Annotated in this window: 12 protein-coding genes; 8 read left to right on the top strand and 4 right to left on the bottom strand. The window is 58.0% G+C overall.

What is annotated here, in order from left to right; genetic code table 11:
- The first annotated feature begins 175 nt into the window (after window positions 1–175).
- The 8 genes from ML541_RS12055 (at window position 176) to ML541_RS12020 (ending at window position 13,116) form a co-directional block, all read left to right on the top strand.
- Window positions 176–2,110 (top strand): ABC-F family ATP-binding cassette domain-containing protein, encoded by a 1,935-nt coding sequence (locus ML541_RS12055; RefSeq protein WP_243373200.1) that lies wholly within the window; start codon window positions 176–178, stop codon window positions 2,108–2,110.
- Between the two features lie 80 nt (window positions 2,111–2,190).
- On the top strand, window positions 2,191–4,509 hold the full coding sequence (gene lon / locus ML541_RS12050) for an endopeptidase La (protein ID WP_243373199.1): 2,319 nt from the start codon (window positions 2,191–2,193) through the stop codon (window positions 4,507–4,509).
- Window positions 4,510–4,536: 27 nt separating this feature from the next.
- Window positions 4,537–5,310, top strand: coding sequence for an ABC transporter permease (locus ML541_RS12045; protein ID WP_243373198.1), 774 nt, complete (start codon window positions 4,537–4,539; stop codon window positions 5,308–5,310).
- Between the two features lie 35 nt (window positions 5,311–5,345).
- On the top strand, window positions 5,346–6,143 hold the full coding sequence (locus ML541_RS12040; RefSeq protein WP_243373197.1) for an ATP-binding cassette domain-containing protein: 798 nt from the start codon (window positions 5,346–5,348) through the stop codon (window positions 6,141–6,143).
- Complete coding sequence (locus tag ML541_RS12035) at window positions 6,127–7,209, top strand: MlaD family protein (RefSeq protein ID WP_243373195.1); 1,083 nt, start codon at window positions 6,127–6,129, stop codon at window positions 7,207–7,209. The genes ML541_RS12040 and ML541_RS12035 overlap by 17 nt, the downstream gene beginning before the upstream one ends.
- Window positions 7,210–7,385: 176 nt before the next feature.
- Window positions 7,386–11,804, top strand: coding sequence for a CxxxxCH/CxxCH domain-containing protein (locus ML541_RS12030; protein ID WP_243373193.1), 4,419 nt, complete (start codon window positions 7,386–7,388; stop codon window positions 11,802–11,804).
- Window positions 11,805–12,230: 426 nt separating this feature from the next.
- Entirely contained in the window at window positions 12,231–12,539 is a 309-nt protein-coding gene (locus ML541_RS12025; protein WP_243373192.1) for a hypothetical protein, read from the top strand.
- 124 nt (window positions 12,540–12,663) lie between these two features.
- On the top strand, window positions 12,664–13,116 hold the full coding sequence (locus tag ML541_RS12020) for an RNA-binding protein (protein ID WP_243373190.1): 453 nt from the start codon (window positions 12,664–12,666) through the stop codon (window positions 13,114–13,116).
- A gap of 73 nt (window positions 13,117–13,189) precedes the next feature.
- Here the strand turns inward: ML541_RS12020 and ML541_RS12015 are convergent, their stop codons facing one another.
- The 4 genes from ML541_RS12015 to ML541_RS12000 all read right to left on the bottom strand — a co-directional run bounded on the left by ML541_RS12015 (window position 13,190) and on the right by ML541_RS12000 (window position 16,106).
- Window positions 13,190–14,101 (bottom strand): hypothetical protein, encoded by a 912-nt coding sequence (locus ML541_RS12015; protein WP_243373188.1) that lies wholly within the window; start codon window positions 14,099–14,101, stop codon window positions 13,190–13,192.
- A 63-nt stretch (window positions 14,102–14,164) separates the two neighbouring features.
- Window positions 14,165–14,746 (bottom strand): ACP phosphodiesterase, encoded by a 582-nt coding sequence (locus ML541_RS12010; RefSeq protein WP_243373187.1) that lies wholly within the window; start codon window positions 14,744–14,746, stop codon window positions 14,165–14,167.
- Window positions 14,743–15,636, bottom strand: coding sequence for a phosphatidylglycerol lysyltransferase domain-containing protein (locus ML541_RS12005; RefSeq protein WP_243373186.1), 894 nt, complete (start codon window positions 15,634–15,636; stop codon window positions 14,743–14,745). The genes ML541_RS12010 and ML541_RS12005 overlap by 4 nt, the downstream gene beginning before the upstream one ends.
- A 29-nt stretch (window positions 15,637–15,665) precedes the next feature.
- Window positions 15,666–16,106, bottom strand: coding sequence for a DUF4149 domain-containing protein (locus ML541_RS12000; RefSeq protein WP_243373185.1), 441 nt, complete (start codon window positions 16,104–16,106; stop codon window positions 15,666–15,668).

The raw sequence follows: 16,106 nt of genomic DNA, 5'->3' as shown, positions 1-16,106 counted from the left end.
CTATATTTATTCATTAATTATCGACAACACTTTTACTGCCACCTTTAATGCCGGCGATTGCTGTTAAAAGACGGCATGGGAAGAGTTGTACCATTTCCCATGGGGTGCATTGACATCCTCATCGTCTCCCCCTACAATACCCGCCGTTGTTCATACCTATATCCAAGGACTTTCAATGCTGCACCTGAAACAACTTTCCAAAGATTTCGCGGGCAAGCCGCTTTTCACGAATATTGACTGGCACCTGAAAAAGGGGGAACGGGTCGGCCTGGTGGGCGAGAACGGGGCGGGGAAATCGACGCTCATGCGTATAATCGCCGGGCAGGTGGAACATAGCGGCGGCGAGCTGCAGTTCGCCAAAGGTGCCACCGTCGGCTATCTTCCCCAGGACGGCATCGTCACCAAGGGGAAAAAGCTTTTTGCCGAAGTCATGACCGCTCTTTCGGAGCTGCAGGCCATCGAAAAGGAACTGGCTGAACTCACGGCCAGGCTGGCCGAAATGCCCCACGATGGGCCGGGGCACGAGGGCCTTCTGGACAGGTTCGGCCATCTTCAGGAAGAATTCCGCCTCAAGGGTGGCTACGCCATGGAAGCTGAGGTTGGCACCGTCCTTTCCGGCCTCGGCTTTCTTGCCGACGACTGGGAAAAAGAGTGCGGAGAGTTCTCCGGTGGCTGGCAGATGCGCATCGCTCTGGCCAAGCTCCTTCTGCAGAAACCCAACGTGCTCCTCCTGGACGAGCCCACCAACCACCTGGACATCGAGGCGCGCAACTGGCTGGAGGGCTACCTCCAGGCCTACCCATACTCGGTCATCCTCGTCTCCCACGACCGTTTCTTCCTGGACCAGGTCTGCTCCCGCATCACCGAAGTCTGGAACCACACCCTCACCGACTACCACTGCAATTACAGCCGCTACTTGGTGCTGCGGGAAGAGCGGGTCTCGGCCCTCAGGGAAGCCAAGCGCCGCCAGGACGAAGAGGTGCAGAAGATTGAGGATTTCATCTCCCGCTTCCGCTACAAGGCAGATAAGGCGGCCCTGGTCCAGTCCCGCATCAAGCAGTTGGAGAAGATCGAGCGGATCGTCCTGCCGCCGGAGCGGAAAAAGATTCGCTTCAGGTTTCCCGAGCCCCCAAAGAGCGGCCGGATGGTGGTGGAGCTGAAGGGGGTGCGCAAGGCCTACGGCAGCAATGTCGTCCTGGACAACATCGACCTCGTCGTGGAGAAGGAGGAACGGGTGGCCCTGGTGGGACACAACGGCGCCGGCAAATCGACCCTGATGAAAGTACTCGCTGGCGGCGACATTCAGGGGGGAGCCATGACCCTGGGTCACAACGTGGTCCGCGATTATTTCGCCCAGGACCAGGCCCAGGAACTGAACGGCGAGCAGAGCGTCTACGAGGAAATCCTTGCCGATGCCCCCTTCGACATGGTGCCGCAGCTCAGGGACATCCTCGGCGCTTTCCTCTTTTCCGGCGACGATATCCATAAAAAGGTCTCGGTGCTCTCCGGCGGGGAGCGAAACCGCCTGGCCCTGGCCAAGATGCTCCTGCGCCCCTCCAACCTGCTCCTCATGGACGAACCGACCAACCACCTGGACCTGTTCAGCAAGGAAGTGCTGTTGGGAGCACTGGCAGCCTTTTCCGGCACGGTGGTCTTCGTCTCCCACGACCGCCACTTCATTGATGGCCTGGCCACAAGGGTTGTGGAGGTGGGGGACGGAAAGATCACCAGTTACATGGGTGATTATGAATATTACCTAGCCAAGAAGGGGGAACAGGAGTCCACAGGTACTGCGCCCGCCTACCCATCCGGCCCCCATGCCGCAGCAGCATCGCAGCCCGCGGAAACTCTGACCAAGGAAGAGCGGCAGCGCCAGCGGGAGGAGGAAAAGCAGCGACAGCGGGAGGAAAAGGGGCGGAAGAAACGACTGGCCGAGCTGGAGTCTGAAATTGAAACGGCGGAGAGGGCCCTTGCCGGTCTGGAAGAGCGGATGGCCGATCCCGGATCGTTCTCCGATCACGAAGCGGCGCGCCGGATGGGGCAAGAGCACGAAACCCTGACCTCCCGTATCGCCGCGCTTTATGCGGAATGGGAAAGCCTGCAACCTTGACATCCCCTCCGTAACTGGATACTCTTTAATTGTTTTGAATCTCCACAATTGCCTGATTTAAAGGCGAGTAAGGACATCCCATGACCGAGAACCAGTCGCTGAGAATGCCGGAAATGGTTCCCCTCTTCCCTTTGCGGGACATGGTCGCCTTTCCTTACATGGTTTTCCCCCTCTTCATCACCAATGACGAGATCTCAGTTTTCGAGGAAGCGATTCCCTTCGACAACATGATCACCCTCTTCAAGCTGCGCAACGAACCCAGCGAGCGGCTCCTGTCCTCCCTCAACGAAATCGGCACCATCTGCAAGATCAACCAGTTCACAAGGATGGCGGAAGGGGGCGCAAAGGTCGTCCTTGAGGGGCTTGCCCGCGTCAGACTTGTGGACATATCCCAGGAAAAACCAATTCCTCTGGTACGGGTGGAACAGGTGCGGGAATTCGCCGAAAAGTCGGTGGTTTCCGAGGCGCTGGTCTCCAGCCTCAACGCCCTCCTGAAAATCGCCCTCTCCTACGGCCGGCCGCTCCCCGACGATGTAATGAAGATGATCGACTACATCGATAATCCGGGGCGCCTCTCCGACCTGGTGGCGCTCTACGTGAACCTTCCGCCGGACGATCTGCAGAAGCTCCTGGAAACGACCGATCCAATCGAACGGCTGAAAAAGGTCTACATGAGCCTGACGGCCGAGGTGCAGCGGCTGCAGATCAAGGGAGAAGTCCAGGCGGAAGTGACGAAGAAGGTGGGAAAGACCCAGAAGGAATACCTGCTGCGGGAGCAGATGAAACAGATCCAGGAAGAACTGGGGGAGGAGGACGACCGCCAGGCGGAAATCAAGGAACTGCGCAAGAAACTGCTTTCGGCAGGAATGCCCGAAGAAGTGCGCAAGATCGCCGAAAAGGAGCTGAAGCGGCTGGACAAGATCAATCCGGTCTCACCCGAATACAGCGTCTCGCGGACCTATCTGGATTACCTGATCAACATGCCGTGGCAGGTGTCCACCACCGACAACCGTGACATCAACCAGGCGGAAGAGGTGCTCAATCAGGACCATTTCGACCTGAAAAAGGTCAAGGAACGCATCCTGGAGTACCTGGCCGTCCGCAGTCTCAAGGAAAAGATGAAGGGGCCTATCCTCTGCTTCGTCGGCCCTCCGGGGGTGGGCAAAACAAGCCTGGGCCGCTCCATAGCACGTGCCCTGGGGCGCAAATTCATCCGCGTCTCCCTTGGGGGGATGCGGGACGAGGCGGAGATACGCGGCCACCGGCGCACCTATATCGGCGCCCTTCCCGGCCGCATCATCCAGGAAATCTACCGTGCCGGCAACAACAACCCGGTCTTCATGCTGGACGAGGTGGACAAGATCGGCATCGATTTCCGCGGCGACCCGGCCAGCGCCCTTTTGGAGGTACTGGATCCGGAGCAGAATTTCTCCTTCACTGACCATTACCTGGATGTCCCCTTCGACCTGACCAACGTCATGTTCATCACCACCGCCAATATCCTCGACCCGGTCCCCCCCGCCCTCAAGGACCGTATGGAGGTGATAAATCTCTCCGGCTATACGGATGAGGAGAAGGAAAACATCGCCGTGCGCTATCTCATTCCCCGGGAAATCGAGGAAAACGGCCTGTCGAAGTATCAGCCGAAGTTCGGCGAGGAAGCCATCTACAAGATCATCCGCGACCATACCCGCGAGGCTGGAGTCCGCAATCTGCAGCGTAACATCGGCAGCATCTGCCGCAAGGTGGCCAAGGAAATTACCCAGAACAAGCCGCCGCGGGAGCTGATCACCCCGGAGCTGGTTGAGGAATTTCTAGGGGCACGGAAATTTTTCGATGAGGTCACGGCGGAGAAGGACCGCATCGGCGTCGTCACCGGCCTGGCATGGACCGAGACCGGGGGGGACATCATCTTTGTCGAGGCGAGCCGCATGAGGGGGAAGGGAGACTTGATCCTGACCGGATCGTTGGGGGATATCATGAAGGAATCGGCACGGGCGGCCCTCTCCTTCGTCGAGGCCAATTATGTCGAGCTGAATATCGACCCCAAGGAATTCACCGGCATGAATATTCATATCCATGTGCCTGCCGGCAGTATCCCCAAGGATGGCCCCTCCGCCGGGATCACCATGACTACCGCCCTGGTCTCGCTGTTGTCCGGGCGGGAAGCCCAGCGGGACGTAGCCATGACCGGCGAAGTCAGCCTCACCGGCCGGGTACTGGCCATCGGCGGCCTCAAGGAAAAGGTGCTGGCGGCCCGTCGCGCCGGTGTAAAGAAGGTCATCGTACCGGAAAGAAATCGAAAGGACCTTGATGATATCCCACAGGACGTGCGCGAACAACTGAATTTCATCTTCATCGAAGATGTTCGCCAGGCGTTTGCCCAGGCTCTGAAATAGCACCAATGCCAGGCTCTGAAAGTACCAATGCCCATTAAGTTTTTGGAAAACACGCTGAAGTCCTTCGTCCTGGAGGTTCAGGAGCTCTTTTTTCTCTCAGTCCGCGCCGTTGGCTCCATCGTCACCCCCCCCTTCTACTACCGGGACTTCACCACCCAGTTGGACAAGATCGGTGTCGGCTCCCTCTTCATCGTCATTCTCACCGGCCTCTTTACCGGTATGGTTATGGCTCTGCAGGCGCTCATCCAGCTCAAGCCCTTTGCCGCCACCAGTTATGTGGGAGGAATGGTGGCGGTCACCATGGTCAAGGAGCTGGGGCCGGTGCTAGCCTCCCTGATGGTTGCAGGCCGCGTCGGTTCGGCCATAACCGCCGAACTGGGGACCATGGTGGTCACCGAGCAGGTGGACGCCATGCAGGTGGAAGGAACGGACATCGTCAAGCGCCTCGTCACCTCCCGCCTGAAAGCGATCGTCCTGGCCATGCCGCTACTTGCGATCATCACCGATGCCGTTTCCCTGGTGGGAGGCTACATCATGGCCGCCAATTACGACATAAATATCATCATGTACTGGAAATCGATCCCCCAGTTCATGGTCTTCCAGGACCTGATCGAAGGGGTTGTAAAACCGGCGGTCTTCGGCTTCATCATCGCCATGGTCGGCTGCCATGTGGGGCTCAACACCAGGGGAGGGGCGGCAGGGGTCGGCGAATCGGCCAAGCGAGCGGTGGTCATTTCATCGGTGACCATTCTCGTCACCGACTTTTTCCTGGCAAAGATATTTATTGCGTTCAGAGGATGAACGAAGGGTAAAGGGTGAAAGGTGAAAAGGCAGGAATGAGTGGTCTGGAGAAAGGCATACGCATGGACAAGGTCTGCTACTCGGTCAATGGGCGGCAGATCCTTCGAGATTTCGACCTCTTCCTTGAGCCGGGGCTCAATCGCACCATCCTCGGAGTCAGCGGCGTCGGCAAGACCACTATTCTCAAGCTGCTCCTGGGACTTTTGCCGGTGGATTCAGGGGAAATAACCATCGATGGCCGCGAGATCTCCCGACTGAAGCAGCGGGACCTGATCCTGGTGCGGAAAAAGATCGCCATCGTCTTCCAGGGGGGAGCCCTCTTCGACTCCATGACCGTCGGCGAAAATGTCGGCTACCGCCTTTTCGAGGAGGGCACGCTCTCCCAGGGGGAGATAGAAGCGATAGTCCTGGAAAAGCTGAGTTTCGTAGGCCTGGAACAGACCATCGACCTCTATCCGGCCGAGCTGTCCGGTGGGATGAAAAAGCGGGTTGCCATCGCCCGGGCGCTGGCCGCCAATCCGGACTACATCTTCTTCGACGAGCCGACCACTGGCCTCGATCCCATCGGCGTCTACAACATCTGCAATCTGATGCAGCGCCTGCAGGCAGAAGGGAAAACGACCCTGATGGTAACCCACGACATGGATACCGCTTTCAAGGTTTCCCAGCGGTTTTCCTTTCTCCATAACGCACGGCTGGTCTTTGACGGCACAAAAAAAGAGCTGCTGGAGTTTCCGGCCGTCGAAACGCAGGAATTCTTCTCTCCCAGCACCAAGTCCCTCTTTGTCAATAATACCATCGAGAAAGTGACGGAACATGAAACGAAGCGATAACATCGGCTGGTCGCAACTGAAAGCGGGCATCTTCATCATCTTCGCCCTGCTCTTTTTTGCCGGCGGCATCCTGCTCATGGGGGAGAAAACCAAGTTCTTCGTCCCCAAGGGGAAGCTTTCGGTCATCATGACCGACGTGGCCGGGCTCAAGGTAGGTGCCCCGGTCTGGCTGGCAGGGGTGGATGTGGGCATCGTTACTGATATCCAATTCGAAAAGCCCAACAAGACCAACGAGGTGGAAGTCGTCCTGCAGGTGGAAAGGAGCGCCCTGAAGAAGATCGGCAAGGATTCGGCGATTACCGTCAAGACCCGGGGACTCATGGGGGAGAAATACGTGGACATCACCCCCAGCCAGCATATCACCCAGGTGCCGGAGACCCGTCTCTACGGCACCTCCATAACCAAGCTTGACGACGTCATGCAGAAGGCGGGCACGGCCTTCGACAAGCTCAATCAGTCCCTTGAAAAGATGAACCGCGGCGAGGGAAGCCTCGGACGGCTTGCCACGGACACCAAGCTCTATGACAACATGGTCAGCCTCACTGCTGAGCTGAACAGCTTTGCCAAAACGGCTAACAGCGGCCAGGGCACCCTGGGCAAGCTCAACAAGAGCCGTGAGCCCTACGACAGGCTGATGGCCATCCTCAACCGCACCGACGCCACCATGAAGGACATCCAGTCGTCCGAGGGGACGCTAAGTAAGCTCCTCCACGACCGGGAGCTCTACGACAAGATGGTGGCCCTGGCCGACCAGAGCAAGGAAGCCGCCGAAGACGTGCGGGAACTGAAGAAGCGACTCACCTCCCCCGATGGTACCTTCGGAAAGCTCCTCCAGGACCGGGAATTCTACGACAAGGGAATAGCCCTCCTGGAGCGAGCCGATAACTCGGTGAAAGCCTTCGAGGATATGGCCGTCAGGATCAACAACGGCCAGGGAACCGCCGGCAAGCTGGTGAACGATCAGGCCCTTTACGACAAGATGAACAAAATGGTCGATGACATGAACCTGCTGGTGAAGGATTTGAAGGAAAATCCCAAGAGATATCTAAAGTTTTCGGTTTTTTAACACAGCGCCCCTACCTTTACCGTGGCCGTCATGAATTTCCCATGGCGGCCTTCTTCCCCAACTATCCCCCCATTTGGAACGCCACTTGCATTAACAATCAATCATTATTCTAATTAACAAAGAAAATTTAACTAATACGCACATAATCAGGCCGTTACGTCTCCGGAGGAACAAGCATGAGTCTTCCCATCACCGCTGTGAGGCAGTGCTTTGCCCTTTTGATTTTGGTGATTTTGCTGGCATTGACGGCAACAGCGTCCGCAGCGATCCAATGCTACGACTGCCACGGTGTCAAGGCCTCCAACGATTATCGCCCCCTGGACGCTCCATACCGGAACATCACCAGTGGCGGCTTCCCGGGAAACCACCGGACCCACATGCCCGGTCCAGCAAGTCCCGCCTCCTGCGAGCCCTGCCATCCCGGCAGTAGTGGCTACGTCACCGGCCACACCGACGGCGTCATCAAGCTCTCATCCGACATCAACAACTCCCCCAGCACAGCTCTCTATAAAAATGCCACTTCCGCCTTTCCCCAGACATCAACACCGGCCTTCGGCACCTGCAGCAACGTCAATTGCCATTTCGAGCGCAAGACTCCGGACTGGGGATCTACCCCCCTGACCGTCCCAGCCGGATGCGGACAATGCCACGGTTCGCCACCGCTGGGTGGCGATACCGGCGCGGCGGGAAGCCACCAGACCCATGACCGCTATTATCCGGGAGCAACCGGCTGCGGCCAGTGCCATGCCGACCACGCCGGAAAGCAAAACCCCTTTGCCCATGCCACCAGCGCAGGCCGTCGCCAGCTTATCGTCAGTCTCCATGGTCCGAAGGGCACTCCCGGGGGCCAATATGCCGGCCCGCTGAACGACTACCTTCCCAAAAGCCAGAGCAACAGCTTTGGCAGGTGTACAGGTACCTATTGCCACAGCAATGGAACGTCCATTGCCACCGGCGCCGTTTTGGGCAACATCTCGACACCAGTCTGGGGAACCGGCGGACTTTCCTGCAGCGGCTGTCACAGCTATCCCCCCAGCTATGAGAACCTCGCTCCCAAGGCCAACGCCCATCCGCGGCACAATTCCTTCGGCTTGAGCTGCAGCCGGTGCCACGCCGGCACAACAGGGGATGGCACAACCATCACCGGGCCCGCGACACATGCAAACGCCTCCTATGACGTGGCATCCCCCGCAGGAGAAACCTTGAGCTACAGCGCTGCAGGAAGCACCTGTACCAACACCTACTGCCACAGCTCCGCCCAGGGGATCACTGACCCCACCCAACCGGCTCTCTATGCCGTCGCCAACTGGAACCTCAAGAAAACCAACGTCAACGGCAGCGGCAGCGGATTTACCGATGGGCCTACCTACTGGCCCCGTTGCGACAACTGCCACAATGCAGGCTACCACCGCTACGGCATGTCTCCCCCCATGGAAAGCGGCAGCCATCGCAAACATTTGCAGTACGAGGTGGGAAGGGCTTGCAACATGTGCCATTACCGGTCGTACTATCCCGACAACAGCGTCTGCGACCAGTGCCACATACAATTCTGGGACCATGAGAACAGCTCGGCCCGGGGGTCAGAGCACGTCAACGGCATGATCGACGTTGTCATCCATCCCAATTTCCCTGCTCCCGGCGCCGGGGGAGTTTACACGGGGGATGCGGTCCCCGGGACTCCCTACGGCTCATGCAACAGCCTTTACTGCCACAGCCAGGGAACGAAATCCACCGCCCCCTTCCCACCGGCCAATGTGGCCTCCGTCGCCTGGGGAGGGCCACCACTGCCCAACGACTGCACCGGCTGCCATAATGGGGATGGAGAGACGGCCAGCCCCATGGCCACCGGCTCCCACGGCCGCCATTTGGGCTACAGCTGCAACCGCTGCCATGGGAAAACTGTCACCACCAATAGAAGTGCAATTCCCACGACCGATGCCGGTCCGAATTTATACCTGCTGCCCCAGCAGGACACTTTCACCAGGCATGCCAACGGCTTGGTGGACGTGGCATTCGCCAATCATTCGGTGGCCATTGGCGGCAGATATGCAGGTTTGTCCAGCCCCCTGACAAAAGCGCCCGGCAGTCTCCCCGGCCGCTGCTTCAACGTTTACTGCCACAGTACCGGCACGTCCGTTGCCACAGGAACCATCTTCGGCAACATCTCCACCCCGGTCTGGGGGACAAGCAGGACCTTTGCCTGCGACAGCTGCCACGGCAACCCTCCGGCCTACCCCGATACCTCCCCCAAAGCCAATGGCCACGGCAACCATACCGCCTACAACTGCGGCGTCTGCCACTACGGCACAACCACCGACGGCAGCACCATTACCAACCAGGCCTTGCACCGCAACCACGCCTATGACCTAAGTGCGGCCCCCGGCTACAGCTTTACCTATGCCTCTGCCACAGCCAGCGGCAGCAGCTGCTCCAGTGTGAGTTGCCACACTCCCGGCAGCGCCATCCGCGCCTGGAGTGCCACCAACAGCTACACCATAACCACCACCCCAACGACCAACGGCACCATAACCGCCTCTCCGTCCACAGTCGTCTATGGTGGAGACTCCGTTTGCACCATCCAACCGGAGGCGGGGTACAGTGTTGTCGATGTATCGGTTGACGGCAAATCGGTCGGGGCGGTAACCAGTTATACCTTCGCAAACGTGATCACCAATCACACCATTTCGGCAACATTCAAGATAAATACCTACACGATTACCGCGCTGCCCATGTCAAACGGAACGATTACAGTTACGCCGCAAACCGTCGATTATGGAGGAAATGCCGACTGCAGTATCGCGCCGGCGGCAGGATATGTGTTAACCGACGTCCTCGTTGACGGGCAATCGGTGGGGCCGGTAACCAGCTACCGGTTTACCAATGTCACGGCCAACCACACCATAAGCGCAACCACCAAAAGGGTTTACACCATCTCAACATACCCTGCCGATGTTGTAGTTTGTACTCCGGCAGTGGTCGATCCCGGCGCCGATTCGGTCTGTACCATCACCCCACGTCCGGGAACCCTGGTGGGGGATGTGCTGGTAGATTACGTGTCGGTGGGTGCCCGCAACAGTTACACCTTCACCAATGTGACTGCGAACCATGATATACAGGCTTCCCTGAAGACCGCCTACACCGTGACCATTGCGCCGGACCTGACCAATGGAAGCATTACCTGTTCGCCCACATGGGTCGCCACGGGGCAGAGCTCAGTCTGCAGCATCACGCCCGATCCGGGATACGCCCCCGTGGATGTAACCGTAGACGGCAAGTCGGTTGGGCCGGTGGATACCTATAAATTCGCCGCCCTCTATCAAAACCACACCATATCTGCCACCTTCGGGCCGGGTAACACCATAGAAATTATTCCCTTCGCCAACGGCAGCATTACCTGCTACCCTTCCACGTCTGTTGCCATCGGCGGAACGACCCTCTGTACAGCCATAGCCGACCAGGGTTATAGCATAGCGTCAATGACGATAGACGGCACACCGGTGCCCGACATAAACAAATATACGTTCAGCAATGTGGTCGCCCCACATAACATTACGGCAACGGCAGCCGCGGGCATCATTCCGCAGCTCTCGTCCCAGAACTCCCATACCCTCGAATTGCAAAGTGATGGGACCCTGTGGACCTTCGGCGCTAACTATAATGGCGAACTGGGTAATGGCACAAAAACGAGCAGCGAGAATCCTGCCCAGATAGGCAACGGCACGAACTGGGCGGCAGTTGCAGCTGGGAAAATTCATTCGGTGGCCGTAAAACGGGACGGAACACTGTGGGCTTGGGGAGAAAACAGCCTGGGGCAGGTTGGCGACGGCTCCGGCGTCACCCAGACATCACCGGTTCAAATCGGTACAGCCGAATGGGCAGCCGTTGCAGCGGGCACTTATCATTCTGTGGCAATAAAACGGGATGGAACCCTGTGGGCATGGGGTTATAATTCAGGCTATCAACTTGGAGACGGCACCAAACTCATGAGGACGACTCCCGTGAAGATCGGCAATGATGCCGATTGGGCGGCCGTTGCGGCAGGCGATACCCATAGCGTGGCATTGAAGAAAGACGGCTCCTTGTGGGCCTGGGGCTACAACTATTACTACCAGGTGGGTGACGGCACCATGGTCGCAAAAACGACTCCGATCAGGATCGGCACGGAAAGCAATTGGGCGGCCGTTGCCGCTGCAGATTCGCAAACCCTGGCCTTGAAGAAAGACGGCACACTGTGGGCCTGGGGACGCAATTACAAAGGACAATTGGGTGACGGTACCACTATCGACAGGCACGTTCCGGTAAAAATCGGCAGCGACACCGACTGGAGAGCGATCAGTACTGGGACCGGCATCTTCGGGGCCGTCTCCATGGCTTTGAAGTCCGATGGGAGCCTGTGGGCCTGGGGAGCAGATACTTATGGAGTAGTTGGCACAGACACCACCTACACGGCTTCCCCCACAAAGATAGGCAGCGACACCGACTGGGCGGCTGTCGGGGCGGGAACGCCCTTCACTGCCCTCAAGAACTCCGGTGTTATCTGGGTATGGGGCAACCCTCAAACCTACTATGACCGGTTTGGAGCGAAGCTGCCTTAGTTTTGGCTCATCCTGGAATTCGGTGAAATATTCGCAGTCGCGACATAGTCCGTTCGCTCTGTCGCCACAGCTGCGGACCTTGCGGTGCCGCCCGTGCAAGGGCGCACAATGCTTGAATTGAAGGACCAACTTCGGTCAACATGCGGCGGGTGTCCGCCCGCCGCTGTAGCTCGTCGCTCATTCCCCTGCCACGACTGCCTTCCCCAGAAATATCAGAATAACCTTAATTTTCCACCTACAGCCTGAACTGCCCCATGAGGCTTTGGAGGTTATCGGAGCTTGGAAGCTGCTGTTGCTGATTCTTGGCAACTTGGTGACACCTGCAGAAAGACCGCCCTGCTCTTGACCATTCGAAGGGAGGTGATAGGATGCAATCGAGCGGCAAGTCCAGGAAGTGGAAGTAATTCCTTTGTGAAAGGCGTTGCCATGCATCTCATCCAACTGCTGCTGCCCCTGTGCGACAACGACGGGCATCCCTTTCCCCAGGCCATGTACCTCAGGGTGCGGGATGAACTGACCGAGCATTTTGGCGGGATTACCACCTATGTCAGGTCACCTGCGGAGGGGTTATGGAAAGAGGGGAAAACCGGCACGGTGCGGGACGAGATCGTCATCTATGAGGTGATGGCCAGGGAGCTGGACCGCGACTGGTGGAAAGCATTCAGGGAGCGTCTGGAACACCTTTTCAGGCAGGAGTCCCTGGTTGTCCGGGCAAGCCTGATAGATATCCTGTAAAGGAGTAAAAAAGAACCCGCCGCATTTGGAACGGAGGCAACCATACCAAAAGAATGCTTGTGGTTTGACAGAAACAGGGTATAGTGCTGCGTCGCCCAACGATTCTCATTTAAAGGATAGAAATATGTCAAAAGAACTCTATGTGGGACATATCTCGGACAATGCCTCGGAAGAGGATCTGCGCAAGCTGTTCTCGGTGATGGGGACGGTCACCTCGGTGCACCTGATCGTGGACCCGGATACAGGGGAATTCAAACACTGCGGCTATGTGCGGATGGCGTCGGGCGTCGACCTGAAGGAAGTGGCTGAGACCCTCGACGGAGCGCTGCTGGTGGACCGGGTGATCACGGTCAGTATCGCCCGGCCTCAGAAACCGGGCATGTCCAAGTCGGGCCGGGGAGGAAAGTTCGGCGGACCGAAAGCCGGACCGGGGACAAGGGGAAATGCGCCCAGGACCGTCGCCGCGAAGCGCAGTGGCGAAACAAAGGGTAAGCCGGACGAAGGAGCGGCACGGAAAAGCGGAGCAAGTTACGGCAAGAAACCGACCCCACGCCCCGCAGGAAGAAGGAAACCGTGAGGCCCCCGCCTCACTCTTCACTCTTCACTCTTCACTCTTCACTCTTCACCCCTCACTCATCACTCATCACTCTTCACTTCCTCGCCTGCACCTGCACCTTCCCCGTCTCCACCTCGTGAATCAGTTCATCGAAGGTAACCAGTGATTTGATCAATGGCGCATCCTTCTCTGCCGTTTCGTTGAAGGACTTCAGCCGCCCATTGAAGCTTCCCGCCCGGTTTTTCAGCCCCTGGATGCTTTCGCTGAGAAAACTCTTCTCCTTTTTATCCCCATCCCCTTTCTTGAACATGGCCTTGGTCTTGGTCCAATACTCGTCGGTGCTCCCCATATAATGGTTGAGGGTTTCCAGAAAGGAGAGGGCCGAAGCGGACAGCTCGCCCGTGACGGCAAGCTTGCTGCGGACATCAACCATGTCGCTCAGCAGCTTGTCGTTGGCCAGCTTTGCCAGGGCGGAGATTTCTGCGGCGTTCGGTCGTGCCGGATCGAGGAGATCCACCCGGGCAACGAACTGCCGGGACGTATCCAGGTAGCGGGCCATGGAAACCGACGCCGCATTGAGAGACAAGGCAAATTGGGAGGCGAACCTGGTGAAAAGCCCGGCCTGCCCGGCATAGGGGATGGGCAGGACCTTGGCGAAGCCCGCCGCCACCGAACCGGCCTCCACATATTTAGCGTACCCGGAAAGATTGGCGGACATCCATTTGACGTAAGCCTCGAAATCTGCCAGGGTCTGGCGCTGCATCCTGGTATCGGCTGCAACTTCCTGCAGCCGCTGCAGATTTTTCCGGGCCAGCATATCGGCGGTCAGGCTCCCTTCCAAGGATTTCAGCTTTTCCTGCAAAAGGGCATTTTCCTTCACCAGGTTCTGCAGCGCCTCCTCCTTTTGTTTGAGCAGGGAGTCGCACAATGCGGCTTCATCTGCGGCAGCAGCCGGCGCGGAAACGGTCAGCAAAAAAAGAACAGGTAAGAAGACAAACTTTTTCACATTCCTTCTCCTTTCAGGTCTTCCAATAATCATAAGCGGCTGAAACGGCACGGGAAGGCTCGGCTACCCCATCCGGAGCAAATCAGCCACATGGTGCTGCAATTCCGGATAGAAGAGGAGAAAGTCGTCCTCCAGCACCGGGTAATGCCTCTCCAGCTCGTCTGCCCCCCCGGCCAGCGGGTTTGGCCGCGAGAACCGCGCCGACATCCGCTTCAGCACCCCATCTATACCCTCTACCTCAGCATAGGAGGGGAGCCAGTTGCCGAACAGCTCCGGTAACCTCTGTGCCAACGGTTCCGGAAGAATCTGGCGATACGTTTCGACGATACCGTGGCAGTGGCGTATGAACGGCACCAGCGGCTCGGCGTGGTAGAGGCGCCAGTTTCTGGCCAGAAAATGATCGTAGAAGAGATCGACCAGCGCCCCCCTGAAGAGACCAAAACGGCGGTCCAGCCGGTAACGGCTTCTGATGAAGTGGCGATTGTCCTCGGCGAATCGGTCGATCTTGCGGTGCAGCTGCAACCCAAGCCGGACCTCAGCGGGGTAACACCCCCCAAGGCGCCCCTTGACGAAATCCCCCATGAGGTTGCCGACGAGAATGTCCGGATTCTCGCCGGAAAGGGCCAGGTGGGCGAGGAAATTCATCGCCGGCCGTCCTTTAGTGAGACGCGGAATTTCTGCACCAGCTCCAAGGGATGGTAAGAGAGCTTGGACTCGCGCAGGTTCGCTTCACCCAGGTCCTGCTCACGGTTGACATAGGTGCATTCGGTAAAGAGGAGGCGGTTGAATTCCCGGTCGGCCAGCTGATAGAGCCCGTCCAGAAATGGGTCCGCCTTTTGGAAATGACAGACCGAGGTGTCGTCGTTGAGTTTTTCCCCCAGTACGAAAGCCTTCACCTTTCCCTCCATGAGCACAATCAGCCCCTGCAATCCAAGCTTTTCAACCAAAAGCAACGCCTCGCGGGCCGCATCCAGCTCCAGGGAATAGGAACTGCTGCTGTCTGTCTGCGAATGGACCCGGTGCCATTCGTCCAAGAGGGCCAGGGCGCCCGGCCGATAGTTGTCGCCATAAGGCTCGACGCTGAACGAATGCCGGTTGGCGAAGTAATTGATGCGGTTCTTTTTCTTGTGATAGCGGTTGCCGGGCAGCTCGGCCAGATCCGAGCGCAGGTAGAGATAGTCGAAATTGTCCCGGTCCGCCACAACCTCCAGGTCCGCCCGCTGCAGATATGGCCGGACGAAACCTTCATCTGCCCCATAGAGGGTCAGGCCGTCATCCAGAAGCCGATCAACGGCATCCTGCACAGCCCCGGAGACCGGGGGCAGGAAATAAGCCCGGCCATCGTAGCCTTTTCCCAGCACCACCAATGCATCCTCCACCATGGTCAGCCCATAATTATGGGCGGCACGGAAGAGATAGAGGTTGGCAAAGGTCAATTCCGATATCTTCGGCTGCAGTCCCGCAAAAAGCTCGTCCAGAAGAGCCTTGTGGGCAATTGTCAGAGGTACCGCCGCAGGATAGGAAGGGATTTCCATGCATCGCTCCTAGGGCAGAGATAACCGGCTTACAGGAGAATCACGAGCAGCACTCCCCCGCCGAACACAGTCAGGTTGCTGACAGCAGAGATGCCGTGGAGCTTGGAAAACTCCCGGCGCAGGGGATGATCCTTGGGGGTCGTTTCAAAGGATGGAATTTCTCTCTTCAGCTGTGCAGCACGGGGTTCGATGTAAAAAGCGGAAAAAGATGTGAGTGCCAGCATCACGGCAACGATTACCAGTGCCGGAATGAAGTTGCGCCCGCGCATCACCAGCAGCGAAGCCAGGGCTACGCCGCCACAGGCGAGCCCCCAGCGAAAATAGGCGGGAAAGATCTCGCCGACGATGCGGCCGGCCATGTCCCTGCCGAAAGATTTGAAGAGGATGGGGGTGACGATGAAGGTGAAGATGCCGACGCCCCCGACCCACAGGGCCACGGCAAGGCGGTAGATGACGGCTAGTATCTGCAT

The sequence above is a fragment of the Geotalea sp. SG265 genome (genome assembly GCF_022808985.1).
Classification (GTDB): domain Bacteria; phylum Desulfobacterota; class Desulfuromonadia; order Geobacterales; family Geobacteraceae; genus Geotalea.
This window is presented reverse-complemented; position numbering and strand designations above follow the sequence as displayed.

What these genes read in the sequence shown, in the direction of transcription:
- ML541_RS12035 (WP_243373195.1), top strand. Translation starts at nt 6,127, where the DNA reads ATGAAACGAAGCGATAACATCGGCTGGTCGCAACTGAAAGCGGGCATC.
- lon (WP_243373199.1), top strand. Translation starts at nt 2,191, where the DNA reads ATGACCGAGAACCAGTCGCTGAGAATGCCGGAAATGGTTCCCCTCTTC.
- ML541_RS12040 (WP_243373197.1), top strand. Translation starts at nt 5,346, where the DNA reads ATGAGTGGTCTGGAGAAAGGCATACGCATGGACAAGGTCTGCTACTCG.
- ML541_RS12010 (WP_243373187.1), bottom strand. Translation starts at nt 14,746, where the DNA reads ATGAATTTCCTCGCCCACCTGGCCCTTTCCGGCGAGAATCCGGACATT.
- ML541_RS12020 (WP_243373190.1), top strand. Translation starts at nt 12,664, where the DNA reads ATGTCAAAAGAACTCTATGTGGGACATATCTCGGACAATGCCTCGGAA.
- ML541_RS12030 (WP_243373193.1), top strand. Translation starts at nt 7,386, where the DNA reads ATGAGTCTTCCCATCACCGCTGTGAGGCAGTGCTTTGCCCTTTTGATT.
- ML541_RS12055 (WP_243373200.1), top strand. Translation starts at nt 176, where the DNA reads ATGCTGCACCTGAAACAACTTTCCAAAGATTTCGCGGGCAAGCCGCTT.
- ML541_RS12005 (WP_243373186.1), bottom strand. Translation starts at nt 15,636, where the DNA reads ATGGAAATCCCTTCCTATCCTGCGGCGGTACCTCTGACAATTGCCCAC.
- ML541_RS12045 (WP_243373198.1), top strand. Translation starts at nt 4,537, where the DNA reads ATGCCCATTAAGTTTTTGGAAAACACGCTGAAGTCCTTCGTCCTGGAG.
- ML541_RS12025 (WP_243373192.1), top strand. Translation starts at nt 12,231, where the DNA reads ATGCATCTCATCCAACTGCTGCTGCCCCTGTGCGACAACGACGGGCAT.
- ML541_RS12000 (WP_243373185.1), bottom strand. Translation starts at nt 16,106, where the DNA reads ATGCAGATACTAGCCGTCATCTACCGCCTTGCCGTGGCCCTGTGGGTC.